We start from the raw sequence: 18,039 nt of genomic DNA, 5'->3' as shown, positions 1-18,039 counted from the left end.
GACGCTTCCCTCCCTCCGACAGGGGAGTGACGGCCGGGTGGGAATGGGCAATCTTCCGTGGTTCCGCACCGTGACGTAAATGCTGACATCACGACGCGTGAAGGTTTGACACGCGGGCGGGCCGCGCTTGACAGACGCCATTCGTTGAGTCGCGAAGGGGGCGGGTGGTTGGGACTGGAGCGTCCGGACCGACCCATGGCATGTGTGGACGCGCAGGACCTTGACAGGAGTGTGAGCGGATGGCCTGGAAGATGCCCGAGGAACCCTTTGTCGACGCGGAGCCTGACTCCCTGCTGGAGACCGTCATCGTCCCACGCACCCGGGATCTGGGAGACGGCTTCGAGGTGCGCCGCGCGCTGCCGTCGTCGCGGCGGCGGATGGTGGGCCCGTTCATCTTCATGGACCAGATGGGCCCCGCGGTGCTCCAGGCCGGCAAGGGGCTGGACGTGCGGCCCCATCCGCACATCGGCCTGGCCACGGTGACGTACCTGTTCGAGGGCGAGGTGCTCCACCGCGACTCGCTGGGCGTGGTGCAGCGCATCCGCCCCGGCGCGGTGAACTGGATGGTGGCCGGGCGCGGAATCGTCCACTCGGAGCGTACGCCTCCGGAGCTGCGGGTCGCGTCCAACCGCATGTTCGGCATCCAGTTCTGGGTGGCGCTGCCCGGCAAGCACGAGGAGGACGCGCCTTCGTTCGTCCATACGCCGTCGGAGGCGCTGCCCGTCGTGCAGGATGGTGGCGTCGAGCTCAAGCTCATCGCGGGGGAGCTGGCCGGTGCGCGCTCGCCGGTGACGACGCAGTCGGCGCTCTTCTACGCGGACGTGAAGCTGGACGCGGGGGCGCGGATTCCCGTGCCCGCGGTGCACGAGGAGCGCGGCCTCTTCGTCGCCGAGGGACAGGTGGAGGTGGGCGGCGAGAGCTTCGGCCCCGGTCAGCTCCTGGTGCTGCGTCCGGGCAAGGAGGTGGTGGCGCGGGGCGGCGGGACCACGCGCTCCAGGCTGCTGCTCTTCGGCGGCGAGCCGATGGATGGGCCCCGGCACATCTGGTGGAACTTCGTCTCCAGCTCGAAGGAGCGCATCGAGCAGGCGAAGGAGGACTGGACGGCCCAGCGCATCGGTCAGGTCCCCGGTGAGTCGGAGTTCATTCCGCTGCCGGAGCCCGAGCCGAGCGTGCCCCGCTATCCCTGACGTGCCCCGCAGGACGGGCTCGCGGGCCCCGCAGGCGTCTCGCGTCTGCGGGGATTCCGGTGGCCCGCGAGTTGTTCGAACCCTGGACAGACATGCCAACCTCCCGTGAGTCGCCGCTCGGACTGAGGGGAAGCCGACGGGCGAGGGGGTCTGGTTGTGTTTGGATTGTGCTGTGAGGCACTCGGTGTAATTGCTTGCGTGCCGGCCCGGGGCGGTTGTCGCCGCCCGGAGAGGTCCGCATGCGGGGGAGTCGCCGTGAGCCTTACTTGTGCCAAGGTCCAGGAGAAGACGGTTTCCGTGGGGGATTATCTGTGGCTCCGTCTCCAGGAGCTGGGAGTCCGTCATGTCTTCGGCGTGCCCGGAGACTTCAACCTGGGGATGCTGGAGCAGCTGTTGAAACAACCCGGGCTGACCTGGGTGGGGTGCTGCAACGAGCTCAACGCCGCCTATGCCGCGGATGGGTATGCGCGATTGAAAGGCATTGCCGCGCTCGCGACGGCGTATGGCGTGGGCGAACTGAGCGCCGTCAACGGGCTGGCGGGCGCATATGCGGAGCGGGTGCCGGTGGTGGCCATCACCGGGGCACCACCGTTGTCCCATATGCAGCGGCGCAGCTGGATACACCACACGCTGGGGGACGGTGAGTATGGCAATACGCTCGCCAGCATCGCGCCGTTCACCGCGGCGCGGGCGGTGCTGACACAGGCCAACGCGGCGATGGAGATCGACCGGGTGCTGCGCACGTGCCTGCGTGAGCGGCGGCCCGTGTACCTCCAGCTCCCCACCGACGTGTGCTTCCAGCAGGTGCCCGCGCCAGAGGCGCCGCTCGAGCGGGAGGCGGCTGTCAGTGACAGGGCCAGCCTGCGCGCGCTGCTGGAGGAGCTGGTGCCCCGGCTGCGAGGGGCACGGCGCAGCGTGCTGCTGGTGGACAGCGACGCCCAGCGCTTCGGGCTGGGGCCCCAGGTGGTGGCGCTGGCGGAGTCCGCGGGGATACCCATCGCGTCGCTGGGTTCGGGGCGAGGCCTCCTCGACGAAGCTCACGGGGCCTTCCTGGGCTTCTACGGGGGGCGGCTGTCGGACCCGTACGTGCGGGAGTGGGTGGACGGGGCCGACTGCGTGGTGGGCCTGTCCACGCGCTTCATGGACCTCAACACGCACTCCTTCACCCAGCGGCTGGAGCCCTCGCGGTTCGTGGACCTTCAGTCCACCACGGCGGCGTTGGGGCGGGCGGAGTCTCCGTGGCTGCCCTCGCTGTACGGCGGGCTGGTGCTGGGCGAGGTGCTGGAGGCCCTGCGCGAGGCGGTGGGCAGTCGGAAGCGGCAGGACTTCGTGCCCCGCTCGCTGCGACTCCGGTCCCAGGCGGCCTCCAGGACAGCGGCCCCGGCGGCGAGGAGCGAGGGGCCCCTGACGCACGCGCAGCTGTGGCCCGCGCTGTCCGCGCTGCTGGAGCCGGAGGATGTGCTCGTCGTCGAGGCGGGCAGTCCCATGGTGGGCTTCGCCTCCGCGCAGCTGCCACGGGGAGCGAGCTGGGTGGCTCAGCCGCTGTGGTGCTCCATCGGTTACACGCTGCCGGCGGTGCTGGGCACCAGCCTGGCGGCCCCGGAGCGGCGTCAGCTGCTCTTCATCGGGGACGGCTCGTTCCTGATGACGGCGCAAGAGCTGTCCACGTTGCTGCACCTGAAGCTCAAGCCGCTGGTGTTCCTCCTCAACAACGCGGGCTACACCGTGGAGCGCCTCATCGTCGGTCCGCGGTCCGTCTACAATGACATCCCGAAGTGGAACTACCCGGCCATCTGCGATGCGCTGGGGACGCCGGGGCAAGCGCTGACCCTGCTCATCGAGAAGCCCGAGCAACTGGCACCGGTGCTGGCGGAGGCCGTGCGTGCCCAGCACGAGGGACGTCTGGTGTTCGTGGAGGTCCGGCTGGCGCCGCTGGATGCCCCCGCTGGCCTGGCCCAGCTGGGCGCCTCCGTCTTTTCGCTGTCATACCGGGAGGACAGCGGACTGCCTCGCCCCTGACGCTGGTGGCATTCCCTCTCAGGGGGTGTCCATGGGCAAATCCCTCTCAGGCTGGTAGCCTGGGAGGGCCGTACAACCCGTGGAAGTTCCCTGGAGGCACGAATGCAGGCTGGAAGGTTCGTCAGCGGTGCGTTGCTAGCGGTGGGGTTGATGCTGGTGGGCTGCGGTGGTCCCGTGGTGGAGGACGCCGAGGCGCAGGATCTCGCGTCGCGCGAGGATGCCGCCCCCAATTGCAATGGGGTGTTCTACGAGCACACGTACTACAGCGACGCCACCTACTCGACGGTCGTGGGCTTCCGTGGCTGTGACTGTGCTTTCTGGTTGAACTACGGCCGGACCTCGGCGTTCGTCGAGTCCTACTACGGGACGTGTCGTTAGCACGTCTTGCTGAAACGACGACGGCCCGCCCCGGAGTGCTTCCGGAGCGGGCCGCGGTGTCTGTGAATGACAGGCTCAGGCCGTGGCCGCGCGCACCGCCGCGAGCAGCTCGCCGGAGTCGACCATGTCGCTCACGGCCTGGATGTCCTTGTGCAGCTCGCGGTCCTTCTCCATGTGCGGCACCTTGGAGCGGATGAGCTCGTAGGCCGCCAGCGCGCCCTTGCCGGGCTTGACGGGCAGCCGGAAGTCCAGCGCCTGCGCCGCCACCAGCATCTCGATGGCCAGACACGAGCGGGCGAAGTCCCCCACCTGCCGGCCCTTGAGCGCCGCCGTCATGCCCATGGACACATGGTCCTCACGGCCCGCGGACGACGGAATCGAGTCCACCGAGGCGGGGTGGCTGAGCACGCGCGACTCGGCCACCAGCGCCGCGCTCGTCACCTGCGCGATCATGAAGCCCGAGTTGAGCCCGGAGTTCTTCGCCAGGAACGCCGGCAGCCCCGACAGCGCCGGGTTCACCAGCTGCTCCACCCGCCGCTCGCTGATGGAGGACAGCTGCGTGAGCGCCATCGCCACCACGTCCATCGCCAGGGAGATGGGCTGGCCGTGGAAGTTGCCGCCCGAGACGATGCGCTCGGTCTCCGTGAAGACCAGCGGGTTGTCCGTGGCGCTGTTGACCTCCACCTCGAGGATTCGCCGCGCGAAGGACAGGCCCTCGCGCGCCGCGCCGTGCACCTGCGGCATGCAGCGCAGCGAGTAGGGGTCCTGCACCTTGCTGCAGTTGACGTGTGTCTCCACCAGCTCGCTGTTCACCAGGATGCGCCGCAGGTGCGCCGCGCACGCCTTCTGGCCCGGATGGGCTCGGACGTCGTGAATCTCCGGGATGAACGGCTTGTGGCTGCCGAGCAGACCTTCCAGCGTCATCGCGCCGGCGACGTCGGCCAGCTCCGCCAGGGACTCGGCGCGCAGCTGGAGCAGGGTGCCCACCGCGCACATCGCCTGGGTGCCGTTGACCAGCGCCAGGCCCTCCTTGGCCTCGAGGATGACCGGCTGCAGGCCCGCCATCTCCAGCGCCTTGCGCGCCGGCAGCCGCTGGCCCTGGTGGAACGCCTCGCCCTCGCCGATGAACACGAGCGCCAGGTGCGCCAGGGGGGCCAGGTCACCGGACGCGCCCACGCTGCCGCGCTCGGGGACGACGGGGACGACGTCGCGGTTGAGCATGTCCAGCGCCAGCGTCAGCGTCTCCGGACGGATGCCCGAGTAGCCCTTGGCGAGCACGTTGCAGCGCAAGAGCAGCAGCGCGCGCGCTTCACCGTGGGGCAGGGGCGTGCCGACACCACAGGCGTGGGAGAGGATGAGGTTGCGCTGCAGGTCGCGCAGGTCCTTCTTGTCGATGCGGACCTCGGCCAGGGTGCCGAAGCCGGTGTTGATGCCGTAGGACGGGGTGTCGCCCGCGGCGACCCGGTCCACCAGGGCTCGCGAGGCGCGGACCCGGGCGGCGGCCTCGGGGGCCAGCTCCACGGTCACCTCGTTGCGGGCGACCTGGAGGATCTGCTCCAGCGTCAGGGTGTCACCGTCGATGAGGATACGGGGGCGCGACATTGGGGGCTCCAAGGGGTGGTGGAATGCGAGACAGCGGCAGCGGGGCTTTACACCGGGGAGTGGGGCTCGTATAGGTCCGCGCGACTGAAGAGGGAGGTCACGGTCCCCGTGGCGCTGATCGTCCAGAAGTACGGCGGTACCTCCGTTGGTGACACCGAGCGGATGAAGAACGTCGCCCGCCGCTGTCTGGCCGCCCAGCAGGCGGGCCATGACGTGGTGGTGGTGGTCTCGGCGATGTCGGGTGAGACGAACCGGCTGCTCAAGCTGGTGGCGCAGATCACCGACCGGCCGGACGAGCGTGAGCAGGACGTCGTCGTGGCCACCGGGGAGCAGGTCTCCATCGGGTTGGTGGCGATGGCCATCCAGGCCCAGGGTGGCAAGGCGACGAGCTTCCTGGGGCACCAGGTGCGCATCGTCACCGACAGCACCTTCTCGAAAGCGCGCATCAAGAGCATCGACGCGCAGCCCATCCGACAGGCCCTGTCCAAGGGGCACATCGTGGTGGTGGCGGGTTTCCAGGGCGTGGACGAGGAGGGGAGCGTCACGACGCTGGGGCGCGGAGGCTCGGACACCACGGCGGTGGCGGTGGCCGCGGCGCTGAGCGCGGATGCGTGTGAAATCTATACGGACGTCGACGGCGTCTACACCACGGACCCGAACATGGTCCCCGCCGCGCGCAAGCTGGAGCGCATCGCCTACGAGGAGATGCTGGAGCTGGCGAGCGTGGGCGCGAAGGTGTTGCAGATCCGCTCCGTCGAATTCGCCATGAAGTACAAGGTGCCGCTCTGGGTGAAGTCGTCGTTCACCCAGGACCCGGGCACACTCGTGTGTGAGGAGGACAAGTCCATGGAGGACGTGCTGGTCCGCGGCGTGGCGTATGACCGCAACGAGGCGAAGATCACCATCTGCGGCGTGCCGGACGTGCCGGGCGTGGCGGCGAAGATCTTCGGCCCGCTCGACGAGAAGCACATCGTGGTGGACCTCATCGTCCAGAACCAGTCCCGCGAGGGGCGCACGGACCTGACCTTCACGGTGGGCAAGTCGGACTTCCTCAAGGCGCAGGAGGTGGTGCGCGAGGCGGTGAAGGACATTCCCGTCTCCGGCATCGAGACGGACGACAACGTGGCCAAGGTGTCCATCGTCGGCGTGGGCATGCGCAACCACTCGGGCGTGGCGGCGCGGATGTTCACGGCGCTGTCGGCCGAGGGCATCAACATCCAGATGATCTCCACGTCGGAGATCAAGGTGTCGTGCGTGGTCCACTCCAAGTACACGGAGCTGGCGGTGCGGGCGCTGCACACGGCGTTCGGGTTGGATCAGCCGCTGCCGCCCGAGGGCGCGACGACGGTGTCGGAGACGGCGGCGCTCAAGGGCGAGAAGGTCTGAGCCGGTGGCGGGCCGGACGGCCGCGCTCGCCGTCGTCGCGTTGGCGGTGATGGGCGTCGGGGCGGTGGCCCGCTGGCGCTGGCCGGATTCCCGGTCAGCGTTGGATTGTCCTCCGGAGGCGGTGCGCATCCGGGAGGACGGCGTGGCGACGTGTGGTGAGGGCGAGGAGCCCACGGGGGCGGCGGCGCTGGCGTTGGGGCGCAGGCTGGACCTGAACGTCGCCACGGCGGAGGAGCTGGCGTTGTTGCCGGGTGTGGGGGCCTCGCTGGCGCGGGCGCTGGTGGAGGCTCGGGACGCGGCGGGAGGGTTCCGGAGCTGGGAGGCGGTGGACGAGGTCCCCGGGGTGGGTGAAGCCCGGTTGAAGACCCTCCAGGCGGCCACGGTGTTGGGCTCGCCTCCGGATGCCGGGCCCGTGTGGTAAGCACGCGGCGTGCAGATCGCCTGCCCTCAGTGCTCGATGCAGTATGCCTTGGATCCCCGCCTGCTTCCGCCGGGAGGGGCGTCGGTCCAGTGTACGCGCTGCAGCCATGTGTTCCTGGCGTCGCCGCAGGCGCAGACACCGCGCCCCGTCACCGCGGAGGGTGCTGGCCCCAAGACGCCGAGTGGCTCGTGGGGTACGGCGCCCGGTGGCAATCCCAGCTTGATGCGCACGCAGATCTTCGGCTCCGGGAAGGCGTCGGAAGGCGCTGGCGGTGCGCAGGTCGCGGGTGCCTCGGGCGTGCAGGGGACGACACAGCGCTTCGGCGCGGTGGGCGGGGCGCATGATGCCGTGAGCGGGCAGGGCGGGACGCAGGCCGCGGGTGCTCATGGGGCCACGCAGACCTTCGGCGCGGTCGGCTCCCAGGGCGCGCCATCGACCGAGGGTGCGGGCGCCTACGGGGCGACGCAGACCTTCGGCGCAGTCGGCGCTCCCGGAATGACGCAGGCCTCCGGCGTGGGGGCTCAGGGGTCGACGCAGACGTTCGGAGCTGTGGGTGCCCCTGGCATGACGCAGCCTTCGGTGGCGGGCACTCACGGCTCAACGCAGACCTTCGGCGCGGTGGGCACGCCTGGAATGACGCAGGCCTCGGCGGGGGCTCACGGCTCGACGCAGACCTTCGGCGCTGTCCCTCCGTCGGGCCCGGCCCCCACTTCAGGAAGCCCGATATTCCCCAGCCACACGGGCGGAAGTCCTCGCCAGACCACGCAGGTCTTCGGTGCGGCCACGTCAGGCCCCCCTCCGTCGCCTCCATCGATTGCCCCCGTGACGCTCGGAGCTTCGGGCACGTCAGGCGCGAGCCCGTCCTCACCCGCGAGCGGGACTCCCGCCCATATCGGGCGCACGCTCACGTACGGAGCCGTGTCTGACTCGGCCGATGCGGGAGCCGTCCCCGAGCTCCCCGCCGAGAGGTCCACGAGCCTCTACGGCGAGGCCTCGTCGTCCACCGAGCTCTTCGGTGCCGCCAACGCGCCCGGGTCTCCGGTCAATCGCAAGACCTCCGTGTACGGCGCGGCCACCGACGCCGGGTCGCACGGCGTGAACCTTCCGCCCATGGAGCTGCCGGGACTCGGCGCCCTGGGCGCCGCCGGTGGCCAGGGACCCAGCACCTCGGAGCCCGCCTACCGCCGAGGCGCCGTCTCCCTCCCACCGGAGCTGCTGTCCGCGAACCGCGAGTCCGCGGACCTCGTGGCCTCGACCCCTTCGAGCTCCTCTTCGCGCCTCTGGCTGGGCCTGGTCGTGGCGGCCGGGGTGCTGCTGGCCGGAGTGCTCGCCTATCCCGCGTGGAAGAACCGTGACGCGGACATGCCGGCCACCGCGGTGACGGAGAAGGAGCGGGCCTCGGTCCTGCTGCGCAGGGACGACTCCGCCTCCAGGGACCAGGCCATCCAGAGCCTCAAGGCCCTCACGGCCACGTATCCCAAATACACCGAGGCCCAGGCCGAGCTCGTCGTGGCGCTCTCGCTGCGCCTGGGCGAGCTCCAGGCCGAGGCCGAGCGGCTGCGAACCCAGGGCGAACTCCTCCAGCGAGACATCGACGAGCGCGCCGCCGCCCAGGCCACCGTCGACTGGGAGAGCCGCGTCAACGCGCTGAAGGCGCAGCGCGAGGACGTCATCAAGCTCGGCGGACCGCTGCGCATCGAGATCGACCGCCTGCGCAAGGAAGTGGACGTCCTGGCCGAGGCCCTCGAGGCCGCGCCCGAGGTGGAGCCCACGCCGGCCCTGGCCGCGCGGGTGAAGGCCCGGGCCCTCCACGCGGGGGTGACGGCGGCGCCGGATGCCCTCGCGCTGGCCGAGCGCCTGCGCAACGTGGAGGGCGCCCCGAAGGCGTGGAGCACCGTGGCCCGCGCCGAGTACGTGCTCAGCTCCGGCTCTCCGCCGGAGTCGGTGGCCCAGTCCGTGTCGGAGCTGGAGGCGCTCCGTCAGGCGGATGGCACCCTGCTGCGCCCCTACGTCCTGGGTGCCCGACTGGCCCTGCGCCAGAAGGACCCGTCGGCGGCGCGTTCACTGCTGGACGACGTGCTGGCGCTCAACAAGAACCACGAGCTGGCGCGAAAGCTGCTCGAGCAGGTCTCCACGAGCGCCCCGCGGCCCTGAAACGACGTGCGTCCCACCCGGGCGGAGGACTGGAGAAAGTCCAGTCCCACCCGGCGCTGATCCCCACGCCTGCCTCCGCGCTCCGAGCGGAGCGGGCTGCTCGCGCGGGGCATGCCTCTTGCTGAACCCAGGGCCGATTCGAGGACTGGGTCTTGGGAGGCATGGTCGATGGCGGAGGTCTTCTTCTGGTGTGCCGCGCTGCTGCTGGCGCACACGTATTTTCTCTACCCATTGAGCCTGTTCGTGCTGGATGGGGCGGCGCAGGTGGCGCAGAACATCCGGGCGATGCGAGGCGGGGACGCGCGCCGTGAGCTGCCGGGCAGGCGTGGGGCGGCTCCATCGGTGAGCCTGGTGGTCGCGGCGTACAACGAGGCGTCCTGCATCGGGCAGAAGCTCGAGAACAGCCTCGCGCTCGACTACCCGGCCGACCGCTTCGAGGTGCTCATCGGCTCGGACGGCTCCACCGACGGCACCAACGAGCGCGTGCTGGAGTGCCGGGACGAGCGCGTGCGCCTGTCCCCCGCGCCCCGCGCGGGCAAGACGACGGTGCTCAACCGCTGCATCCCCATGGCCAAGGGCGACATCGTGGTCCTCTCGGACGCGAACACGATGATCGAGCCCGACGCCATCGAGAAGCTGGTGCGCCACTTCGATGACCCGGAGGTGGGGGCGGTCTGCGGCAAGCTGCGCCTCTACAACCCGACGAAGAAGGACTACGAGGAGAGCGCGTACTGGAGCTACGAGTCCCTCATCAAGATGTACGAGGGGCGCCGGGGCGCGGTGGTGGGGGCCAACGGGGGCCTGTACGCCATCCGCCGCACGCTCTACACGCAGCTGCCGCCGTCCACCATCGTGGATGACTTCGTCATCCCGCTGCGCATCCTCGAGAAGGGCTACAAGGTCGCGTACGAGGAGAAGGCCGTCGCGCACGAGGAGACGACGGAGGACTACGGCAAGGAGTTCGGCCGCCGCGCGCGCATCGCCGCCGGCAACTTCCAGAGCCTGCGCATGGTGCCGGGCCTCCTGCTGCCCACCGCGGGCTTCCCCGCGTTCGCGTTCTGGTCGCACAAGCTCTTGCGCTGGTGCGCGCCCGCGCTGATGGGCGTGGCGCTGCTGGCGAACCTGTTCCTGCTCGACAGCATGTTCTACCGCGCCACGCTCTTCGCCCAGGGCCTGTTCTACGCGCTGGCGTACCTGGGGAAGGTGGGCGTGCTCAAGCGCGGCGCGGCGAAGCGGGTGGCCTCGGTGGCCTACTACTTCGTCACCATGAACCTGGCCATCGTCGTGGGCTTCTGGCGCTTCCTGCGCAACTCGCAGCGCGCCGCGTGGGACCGCACCGCGCGCGCGTCCTGAGACGAAGTCCTCGCCGCTTCACCGGCGCCCGGCTCTTCCTGGAGTCGGGCGCCGTTCGTTTCAGCGCAGGGCCACGGGGATGGGCGCGGGCTTTTTCTTCGCCGGGGCGCTCGCGGGGAGCACGCTGCCGTAGGCCGCGAAGAGCTGCCCGGTGAGCACCGGGGCCTTGTTCGGGCCGGGGTGGCGCAAGAGGTCGTTGAGCACCTCGCCCGTCTTCGGATCCCTCGGCAGGTGGGGGCGTGCCAGGTTCATCCGGTAGCGCACCACGCCCCGGTTGACCCGGTGGATGACGGTGACGGTGCCCTGCGCGTCCACGCTGTCGACGATGCCCACGTGGGTGAGGCCATCGTTGCGGCGGCCGTCCCGGTTCTGGTCGTACGTCTCGTGGAAGAACACCAGGTCCCCGGGCACGGGCCGGCCGTCCTCGTACACGCGGCCATGGGCGCGGGCGTAGCGGTACAGCGCGGTGACGCCGTTGTCCCCAGGCTTGAGCGTCCCGCGGAAGGACAGGCCCGCCTGCGCGTAGACGCCCTCGATGAGGCCCGTGCAGTCGGACGGGTACTTGCGGCCGTCGAAGGTCACCTGCGGCTTGCCCACCACCGAGCGCGCCGCGGCCAGGACCTTCTCGCGCGCATCGGCCGAGACGGGGCGCGCGCCCTGGGTGCTCACCTTCGTGGTGGCCGGCTTGCCCTTCGCGGGCCGGGACGCGGCGGCGCGCGCGGGCGTCTTCGCCCTGGCCGGCGCGGGCTTCTTCTCCGCTTGCGCCGGCGCCACGGGCGTGGAGAGCGACTCGCGCGGGAAGGCCGGCGGCGAGGCCGAGTGGTAGCGGACCGCGTACGAGTCCAGCCAGGGCTCCAGCCGGCCGGACGGGGTGGCGCAGCCCGTCGCGAGCATCGAGAGCATTCCCATCAGCGTGAGCCACCGCATGCGCGACCTCCCTGTAGCGTCCTGGGGCACCATGCTGGCCCCGGCTTCGTGTGTCGTCAAAAAACCTACCCAGGCAACCGTCCGTGGCGGCGCGTGTTTCCGGGGGGAGCGGGGTGCGGTATTGCTCCAGGAGAATGTTTTCACTCCGCCGAGCCTTCCCCGTCCTCCTGCTGGCCACCGGGTGCCTGCCCAATCCGTATGACCGCGCCGCCAGCACGGACACCGTGGAGGGCTATCGCGCCTTCCTGCGGGAGAACCCGACGCACCCGGATGGTGACGCCGCCGAGGCCCGGCTGGAGGAGCTGGAGTTCGAGGAGGCGAAGCGGCTGCACACGGTGCTCGCCTACAAGCGCTTCCTGGAGGCGTACCCGGAGGCGCCGCACACGCGCACCGCGAGGACGCTGCTGGAGGGCCTGCGCTTCAACGCCGCGAAGGAGGCCGACTCCGTGGCCGCCTGGAAGCAGTTCCTCCAGGAGCACCCGGACGGCGCCCAGCGCGACGAGGCGAAGCGGCTGATGCTGGAGGCGGAGTCGCGCGAGCTGGCGACGACGGAGGACCCGAAGCGGCTGGCCGAGTACCTGCGCGAGAAGCCGGATGATCCACGCCGACTCCAAGTCGAGTCGCGGCTGGACGCGCAGGCCTTCGAGCAGGCCAGGGGCTCCGGCGCGACGAAGCTGTTCGCCTACCTCAAGGACTTCCCGGCCGGCGTGCACCGCGAGGAGGCGCGCGTCCTGCTGCTGGGGCTGGAGGTGGAGGGGCTGCTCGTCTCGGGGCTGGTGGACGAGGCCGAGGCGCGGGTGAAGGCGCATCCGCTGGGGCCCAAGCTCACGGACTTCCCGGCGCGACTGACGCGCGCCCGCGCCGAGCAGGCCGCGCTGGCGCATCCGGATCCGCTCGTGCGCGCCGCGCACGTGGGCCACTACCTGCGCGACCTGGAGGACCTGAAGCGCTCGCTGCTGGCGCCGGACGCGCTGGACCGCTGGCAGGCGGCGGAGGAGCTGGGCCAGCAAGTCTCCGTGCGCGCGGTGGATCCGCTCCTGGACGCGCTGCGCTCGGCGCGCAACCCGTTGATCCGCCAGAACGCGCTGGAGTCGCTGCGCACGGTGCTCACGTCGCTGCCGCGCCCGGTGGCGGAGTACGAGGTGGCCTCCCGGCTGGACGCCCTGCGCGAGCGGGCCAGCAGCGCGGAGATGTACCTCACCGTGGCCGTCCTCCTGGACCTCTCCGGGCAGCTGCCGCAGGCCTCCACCGAGTACCAGCGCGCCTTCGACTCCGGCGTGCCGGACCCCGTGGTGCTGCGCCGCTGGGTGGACATCCGCGAGGGGCGCAAGCAGCCCTTCTCCGCCGCGGTGGCCGCGCGCCAGCTCGCGGTGTGGGCGCTGAACGTGGCCCGCGACGAGACGGTGACGACAGAGGGCCGCGTGCCCCTGGCCTCGGCGCGGCAGCTGTGCGCGGCGGCCGTCAACGCGAGATTCGCCCAGGAGGCCATCGCCCGCGCGCGCGCCGTCTCCACCGAGTTCCCCGAGGACCTGGCTGAGTTCGAGCGCCGCGCCGAGGAGGCCCGCCGCCTCACCGAGGCCCGGCTGGCGGACGCGGAGCTGATCCTCCGCGAGCAGTCGCCCGGGGTGCGCACCTGCGCGGACCGCGGCGTCACCGAGCGGCTGGAGGGCGGGGTGAAGGAGCGCACCGCCGCCCTCGCCACGGTGAGCACGAAGCTGCCCCAGGTGGGCCGGGTGCTGCTGGAGCTGGCCCGGGAGCGGGACCCGTCCGCCCAGGTCCGCGAGGCGGCCTCGGCGCGGCTGACGGCGCACAAGCCCGTGCCGTGAAGTCCGGCTGATCCGTTCGTCCCGGGCGGGCGGGGCGGTTAGAGTTCCGCGCCCCATGGTCTCCCCGCCCACCCCCAGGCCGCTCGGTCCGCCGAGTGGCCCGTCGCGCATCGACTACGCCCGGCTCCTCAACGAGGAGCAGCTGCGCGCGGTGGAGGCGGACGCGGGGCCGGTGCTGGTCATCGCCGGCGCGGGCTCCGGCAAGACGCGCACGCTCACCTTCCGCGCGGCGCGCAGGCTGGAGCTGGGCCTCTCGCCCGACCACCTCCTGCTCTTGACGTTCACCAACAAGGCCGCGCGCGAGATGACCCGCCGCCTGGCGGAGCTGGTGGGCGGCTTCGTGGACGTGGGGCGCGTGACGGGCGGCACGTTCCACCACGTGGCGCATGCGCTCCTGCGCGAGCACGCGACGGCGCTGGGCTACTCGGAGCGCTTCACCGTGCTGGACCGGCAGGACGCGCGGGACCTCATGGTGAGCTGTCTGGCCGAGCGCAAGCTCAAGAGCGACAAGCGCTTCCCCCGGCCGGAGCTGGTGCTGGAGCTGGTGTCGCTCGCCACCAACCTGCAGCAGGCCGTGTCGGAGGTGCTGGTGGACCGCCGGCCGCAGTTCGTCCCGCTGGCGCCGGAGGTGCTCGCCACGGCGGCGCTCTACCGCCTGCGCAAGACGCGGCTGCACCTGATGGACTTCGATGATCTGCTCCTCAACCTGAAGCGGCTGCTCGTCGAACACCCCCGCGTCCGCGCCCTGCTCGCCGAGCGCTTCCACGCCGTGCTCGTGGACGAGTACCAGGACACCAACAGCCTCCAGGGCGAGCTGGTGGATCTGCTCGCCGGGGAGCGTCAGGACCTCACCGTCGTGGGGGACGACTGCCAGTCCATCTACAGCTTCCGGGGCGCGGACTTCTCCAACATCATGGGCTTCCCGGAGCGGCACCCCGGCTGCGCCGTCTTCACCCTGACGCGCAACTACCGCTCGACCCCGGAGGTCCTCCAGCTCGCCAACGCCGCCATCGCCCAGAACACGCGGCAGTTCCCCAAGGCGCTCGTCTCCGAGCGCGCCTCCGGGCCCCGACCCCTCGTCGTCCCCACGCTGGACGCGGCCGAACAGGCGACCTGGGTGGCTGAGCACATCCAGACGCTCCGCGCGCGGGGCGAACCCCTGGAGTCGATGGCCGTCCTCTACCGCGCCCACAACCACGGCCTGGAGCTCCAACTGGAGCTGACGCGCCGGGGCCTGCCGTTCCGGGTGCGCTCCGGGGTGCGCTTCTTCGAGCAGCCCCACGTCAAGGACGTGCTGGCCCACCTGCGCTGGGTGAACAACCCCCGGGACGAGCTGGCGTTCCGCCGGGTGGTGCGCGCGGTGCCGGGCGTGGGACCCACCACGGCGGAGCGCCTGTGGACCTCGCTGCGCGCCCTGCCGGAGGGCCTGCCCCTGGGGGAGCGGCTGGTCCACGAGGACGTGCGGCGCCACGTGTCGAAGAAGTCGCTTCCGGCCTTCGAGCGGCTCACGGCGCTGATGGGGCGGCTGGGACGCCCGGAGGCCACGCGCGACCCGGGGGGGCTCATCGAGGACGTGCTGGCGGGTGGGTACGCCGCCCGGCTCGCCCTGGAGGCCATGCCCGAGGACAGCCGGGAGGACGACCTGCGGCGGCTGGCGGAGCTGGCCCGGCGGTTCGAGGACCTGCCGCGCTTCCTGTCGGAGCTGGCGCTGGTGGCGGAGTTCGCCGCCAAGGAGGCCCTGGAGGGCGATGCCCCCGGGGACGTCCTGACGCTCAGCTCCGTCCATCAGGCCAAGGGGCTGGAGTGGCGGAGCGTCTTCGTCCTCTGGCTGGTGGACGGGCGCTTCCCCATGTCCCAGGCGACTCGCTCGGCCGAGGAGGAAGAGGAGGAGCGGCGCCTGTTCTACGTGGCCACCACCCGGGCCCGGGACCTCCTGGCGCTGGTGTACCCCCTGTCGGTGCTGCCCCGGGAGGGCGAGCGCATCGTCCTGCGCCCGTCCCGCTTCCTGGACGAGCTGCCGACGGGGGAGGGGGGGCCGTATGATCGCCTGGTCCTGCCCTCCACCGAGGCGGTCCGAGGGGTGCTCCCACCCCCCCTGGGGTGGAACGAGCCGGGTCCGGAGGGCTCCGAGGTGGAGGACTGAGGGCTTCGCCCAGAAACGCGCGCGCGAAGTCGCGACGTGATACAGAGTGGGACGGGGGCGCGCGTCTGGTGGCCCGCGCCCGTGAACTTCATGGCGGACAGACCTCGCATCGTCGGGATTGACCTGGGCACCACCAACACGCTGGTGGCGTCCGTGCGCAACCGCATCCCGAAGATCGTCCCCACGGATCGCGGCAACCTCATCCTCCCCACCGTCGTCGCCCTGTCGGCCAAGGGAGACCTCCTGGTGGGCGGGGTGGCCAAGGACCAGATGGTCACCAACCCCCGCAACACGCTGTGGGGGACCAAGCGCCTCATCGGCCGCAAGTACCACTCCAAGTCGGTGGAGGACCTGCGCGGCTCCTTCCCGTACGACATCGTCGAGGGCCCCAACGGGGACGCCGCGGTGATGATGGGCGGCAAGCTCTACACGCTGCCCCAGGTCTCCAGCTTCGTGCTCTCGCAGCTGAAGACCATCGCGGAGCAGTTCCTGGGCGGCCCCATCGACGCGGCCGTCATCTCCGTCCCGGCCTACTACAACGACAACCAGCGCCAGGCGGTGAAGGAGGCGGGCCGGCTCGCCGGCTTCGACGTCAAGCGCATCGTCAACGAGCCCACCGCGGCGGCGCTCGCGTACGGCTTCAACCGGGGCCTGGACCAGAAGGTCCTCGTCTACGACCTGGGCGGCGGCACCTTCGACGTCTCCGTGCTGCACCTGGCCGGCAACGTCTTCGAGGTCCTGGCCACGGGCGGCGACACCTTCCTGGGCGGCGCGGACTTCGACACGCGCATCATGGAGTACGTGCTGGAGCGCTTCCGGGAGGAGACCAAGGTCGACCTCACCGAGAACCCCATCGCCCTGCAGCGCATCAAGAACGCCGCCGAGGCGGCGAAGATCGACCTGACGCTCATCCCCAACGTCGTCATCGACCTGCCCTTCATCGACGAGCGCAAGGGCAAGCCGGTGGACCTGCGCATCCCCCTGACGCGCGAGTTCCTCAACAGCCTCACCGGCGACCTGGTGGACCGCACCTTCGAGATCTGCGACCGCGTGCTCGAGGAGAAGGGCATCGCCCGCTCGGACATCGACGAGATCATCCTCGTCGGCGGCCAGAGCCGCATGCCGCTCGTGCAGCAGAAGATCCAAGCGCACTTCGGCAAGCCGCCCAGGAAGGGCGTGCACCCCGACGAGTGCGTGGCCCTGGGCGCGGCGCTGCTGGGCGACTCGCTGGGCAGCATCGACGCGGTGACGCTGCTGGACGCGGTGTCCATGCCCATCGGCTACGCGCTGCCCAACGGCCGCGTGAAGCGCATCATCGAGAAGAACTCGCTCATCCCCATGGTGAAGAGCTTCCGCCTGCCTCCGCCGAAGGAGCCGGGCTCGGCCTACATCGAGCTGGACATCTTCCAGGGGGACAGCGACCTGATGGTGGATAACGAGTACCTGGGCACCGTCCGGGTCCCGTCCGCCGCGGCCGGCAGGAAGATCGACTTCCGCCTCACCGAGGAGTGTCTGCTCCAGGTGACGGTGGAGGAGGCCAGTGGTACTCCGCGCCGGGTGGACCTGGCCACGCGCGATACCCCGGAGCAGCTCAAGCGGGCGCTCTCGGATGTCCTGCGCAACAACGTCGACCATCAGCCCGTGGCGAGCGGCTCCAACGGCGCCAGCGATGACGAGCGGGGCCTGCTCTCCAGCATCAAGAGAGTCTTCCGAAGAGGATAGGTAGCAGCTCATGGCGAAGTTCCCGTCGAAGGAGTGGCTGGACGAAGCGGTCCGGCTCACGAACGAGGACCCCGAGTGCGCCGTCGCCGGCAAGGGATGGAAGGGCGACTTCGGGGCCATCATCGAGGCCGAGCCCGGCAAGCTGGCGAAGTCCTTCGTGGTGCATGTCGTCCCGGGCGACTGCCGCATCGAGAAGGCCCGCGTGCTCGCGGACCCGGATGACCTGGACGAGCTCGAGCCCGTCTACCTGGCCCGCGCCCCGTACACCGTCTGGAAGCAGCTGCTGCAGGGGACGCTGGACCCCGTGGAGGCGGTGCTCAAGCGCCGCATCTCCATGAAGGGTGACCTGCAGCCCCTCATCGAGCGCATGAAGTACAAGGGCATCGCGGACCGCGTCTTCGCGAAGCTGCAGACGCAGTACATCGACGAGCCGTAGGCCGGGGGGCAACGAGCCATGGGTATCCGTGACGACTTGAAGAAGCAGGCGCTGGAGCTCTCCAGCAAGGCCGTGGAGAAGCTCATGGCCGACGAGAAGCGCGCCATGGCCATCGCCAACGCCATCGGCAAGGCCCAGCGGGGCAAGCAGGCCCTGGACCGCGGCCAGGAGGAGCTGCTCAAGGCGTTCCACTTCGCGCCGAAGAGCGAGTTCAAGGCCGTGGGCAAGCAGCTGTCCGGCCTCAAGCGTCGGCTGCGTGAGCTGGAAGAGAAGCTGGATGGGCTCTCGTAGAAATTGCGTTGACACCCGAGGGAGCAGATGGCATCTAGCTCCCCGTCGCGACGCGGTGGCAACACGCAGCGCGGGCGTATAGCTCAGCGGTAGAGCACTGCCTTCACACGGCAGGGGTCGCAGGTTCAAACCCTGCTGCGCCCAACCAGAAGAGGCCGTGAATCCAAGGGGAAACCCAAGGGTTCACGGCCTCT

General features: G+C 70.6%; 14 protein-coding genes, 1 tRNA gene and 1 pseudogene. 14 read left to right on the top strand and 2 right to left on the bottom strand.

The features are described from left to right. Nucleotides 1-239: 239 nt before the first annotated feature. The 3 genes from AC6JA9_RS23865 (at nt 240) to AC6JA9_RS23855 (ending at nt 3,584) form a co-directional block, all read left to right on the top strand. Entirely contained in the window at nt 240-1,187 is a 948-nt protein-coding gene (locus tag AC6JA9_RS23865; RefSeq protein WP_223783683.1) for a pirin family protein, read from the top strand. A gap of 255 nt (nt 1,188-1,442) precedes the next feature. Then, nucleotides 1,443-3,206: an alpha-keto acid decarboxylase family protein gene (locus AC6JA9_RS23860; protein WP_497957881.1), complete on the top strand. Its 1,764-nt coding sequence runs from the start codon at nt 1,443-1,445 to the stop codon at nt 3,204-3,206. A 102-nt stretch (nt 3,207-3,308) separates the two neighbouring features. Beyond that, nucleotides 3,309-3,584, top strand: a complete 276-nt coding sequence (locus tag AC6JA9_RS23855; RefSeq protein WP_223747364.1) for a hypothetical protein — start codon at nt 3,309-3,311, stop codon at nt 3,582-3,584. A 75-nt stretch (nt 3,585-3,659) separates the two neighbouring features. Here AC6JA9_RS23855 and hutH read toward each other — a convergent pair whose 3' ends face one another. Then, nucleotides 3,660-5,186, bottom strand: coding sequence for a histidine ammonia-lyase (gene hutH / locus AC6JA9_RS23850; protein ID WP_223747365.1), 1,527 nt, complete (start codon nt 5,184-5,186; stop codon nt 3,660-3,662). 108 nt (nt 5,187-5,294) lie between these two features. Here hutH and AC6JA9_RS23845 point away from each other — a divergent pair, with 108 nt between their 5' ends. The 5 genes and pseudogenes from AC6JA9_RS23845 to AC6JA9_RS23825 all read left to right on the top strand — a co-directional run bounded on the left by AC6JA9_RS23845 (nt 5,295) and on the right by AC6JA9_RS23825 (nt 10,500). After that, nucleotides 5,295-6,572, top strand: coding sequence for an aspartate kinase (locus tag AC6JA9_RS23845; RefSeq protein ID WP_141323427.1), 1,278 nt, complete (start codon nt 5,295-5,297; stop codon nt 6,570-6,572). A 4-nt stretch (nt 6,573-6,576) separates the two neighbouring features. After that, nucleotides 6,577-6,993: a ComEA family DNA-binding protein gene (locus AC6JA9_RS23840; RefSeq protein ID WP_408890204.1), complete on the top strand. Its 417-nt coding sequence runs from the start codon at nt 6,577-6,579 to the stop codon at nt 6,991-6,993. Nucleotides 6,994-7,002: 9 nt separating this feature from the next. Beyond that, nucleotides 7,003-7,101 (top strand): annotated as a pseudogene (locus AC6JA9_RS23835) (zinc-ribbon domain-containing protein); the annotation flags it as partial. Nucleotides 7,102-7,911: 810 nt separating this feature from the next. Further along, nucleotides 7,912-9,147: a hypothetical protein gene (locus AC6JA9_RS23830; protein WP_497960743.1), complete on the top strand. Its 1,236-nt coding sequence runs from the start codon at nt 7,912-7,914 to the stop codon at nt 9,145-9,147. A gap of 168 nt (nt 9,148-9,315) precedes the next feature. Continuing rightward, nucleotides 9,316-10,500: a glycosyltransferase family 2 protein gene (locus AC6JA9_RS23825; protein ID WP_223747367.1), complete on the top strand. Its 1,185-nt coding sequence runs from the start codon at nt 9,316-9,318 to the stop codon at nt 10,498-10,500. A gap of 60 nt (nt 10,501-10,560) precedes the next feature. Here AC6JA9_RS23825 and AC6JA9_RS23820 read toward each other — a convergent pair whose 3' ends face one another. Further along, entirely contained in the window at nt 10,561-11,427 is an 867-nt protein-coding gene (locus AC6JA9_RS23820) for a CHAP domain-containing protein (RefSeq protein ID WP_408890205.1), read from the bottom strand. Between the two features lie 134 nt (nt 11,428-11,561). Here AC6JA9_RS23820 and AC6JA9_RS23815 point away from each other — a divergent pair, with 134 nt between their 5' ends. From AC6JA9_RS23815 to AC6JA9_RS23790, 6 genes are all read left to right on the top strand, one after another. Beyond that, nucleotides 11,562-13,253, top strand: a complete 1,692-nt coding sequence (locus AC6JA9_RS23815; RefSeq protein ID WP_497957880.1) for a HEAT repeat domain-containing protein — start codon at nt 11,562-11,564, stop codon at nt 13,251-13,253. Nucleotides 13,254-13,308: 55 nt separating this feature from the next. Beyond that, nucleotides 13,309-15,396, top strand: a complete 2,088-nt coding sequence (locus AC6JA9_RS23810) for an ATP-dependent helicase (protein ID WP_223783679.1) — start codon at nt 13,309-13,311, stop codon at nt 15,394-15,396. A gap of 90 nt (nt 15,397-15,486) precedes the next feature. After that, a complete protein-coding gene (locus tag AC6JA9_RS23805; RefSeq protein WP_223747371.1) occupies nt 15,487-17,118 on the top strand; it encodes an Hsp70 family protein in 1,632 nt (543 codons plus the stop codon). A 10-nt stretch (nt 17,119-17,128) separates the two neighbouring features. Then, a complete protein-coding gene (locus AC6JA9_RS23800) occupies nt 17,129-17,554 on the top strand; it encodes an SCP2 sterol-binding domain-containing protein (protein WP_046714145.1) in 426 nt (141 codons plus the stop codon). Between the two features lie 18 nt (nt 17,555-17,572). Then, complete coding sequence (locus tag AC6JA9_RS23795) at nt 17,573-17,845, top strand: hypothetical protein (RefSeq protein ID WP_141332022.1); 273 nt, start codon at nt 17,573-17,575, stop codon at nt 17,843-17,845. Between the two features lie 72 nt (nt 17,846-17,917). Continuing rightward, nucleotides 17,918-17,989: transfer RNA gene (locus tag AC6JA9_RS23790), tRNA-Val, on the top strand. The last annotated feature ends 50 nt before the right edge of the window (nt 17,990-18,039 follow it).

The organism is Myxococcus sp. MH1 (genome assembly GCF_059738865.1).
The sequence above is the reverse complement of the archived record's forward strand: the minus strand, read 5'-3'. Positions and strand labels throughout refer to the sequence as shown.

What these genes read in the sequence shown, in the direction of transcription:
- AC6JA9_RS23800 (WP_046714145.1), top strand. Translation starts at nt 17,129, where the DNA reads ATGGCGAAGTTCCCGTCGAAGGAGTGGCTGGACGAAGCGGTCCGGCTC.
- AC6JA9_RS23795 (WP_141332022.1), top strand. Translation starts at nt 17,573, where the DNA reads ATGGGTATCCGTGACGACTTGAAGAAGCAGGCGCTGGAGCTCTCCAGC.
- AC6JA9_RS23825 (WP_223747367.1), top strand. Translation starts at nt 9,316, where the DNA reads ATGGCGGAGGTCTTCTTCTGGTGTGCCGCGCTGCTGCTGGCGCACACG.
- hutH (WP_223747365.1), bottom strand. Translation starts at nt 5,186, where the DNA reads ATGTCGCGCCCCCGTATCCTCATCGACGGTGACACCCTGACGCTGGAG.
- AC6JA9_RS23820 (WP_408890205.1), bottom strand. Translation starts at nt 11,427, where the DNA reads ATGCGGTGGCTCACGCTGATGGGAATGCTCTCGATGCTCGCGACGGGC.
- AC6JA9_RS23855 (WP_223747364.1), top strand. Translation starts at nt 3,309, where the DNA reads ATGCAGGCTGGAAGGTTCGTCAGCGGTGCGTTGCTAGCGGTGGGGTTG.
- AC6JA9_RS23810 (WP_223783679.1), top strand. Translation starts at nt 13,309, where the DNA reads ATGGTCTCCCCGCCCACCCCCAGGCCGCTCGGTCCGCCGAGTGGCCCG.
- AC6JA9_RS23805 (WP_223747371.1), top strand. Translation starts at nt 15,487, where the DNA reads ATGGCGGACAGACCTCGCATCGTCGGGATTGACCTGGGCACCACCAAC.
- AC6JA9_RS23815 (WP_497957880.1), top strand. Translation starts at nt 11,562, where the DNA reads ATGTTTTCACTCCGCCGAGCCTTCCCCGTCCTCCTGCTGGCCACCGGG.
- AC6JA9_RS23865 (WP_223783683.1), top strand. Translation starts at nt 240, where the DNA reads ATGGCCTGGAAGATGCCCGAGGAACCCTTTGTCGACGCGGAGCCTGAC.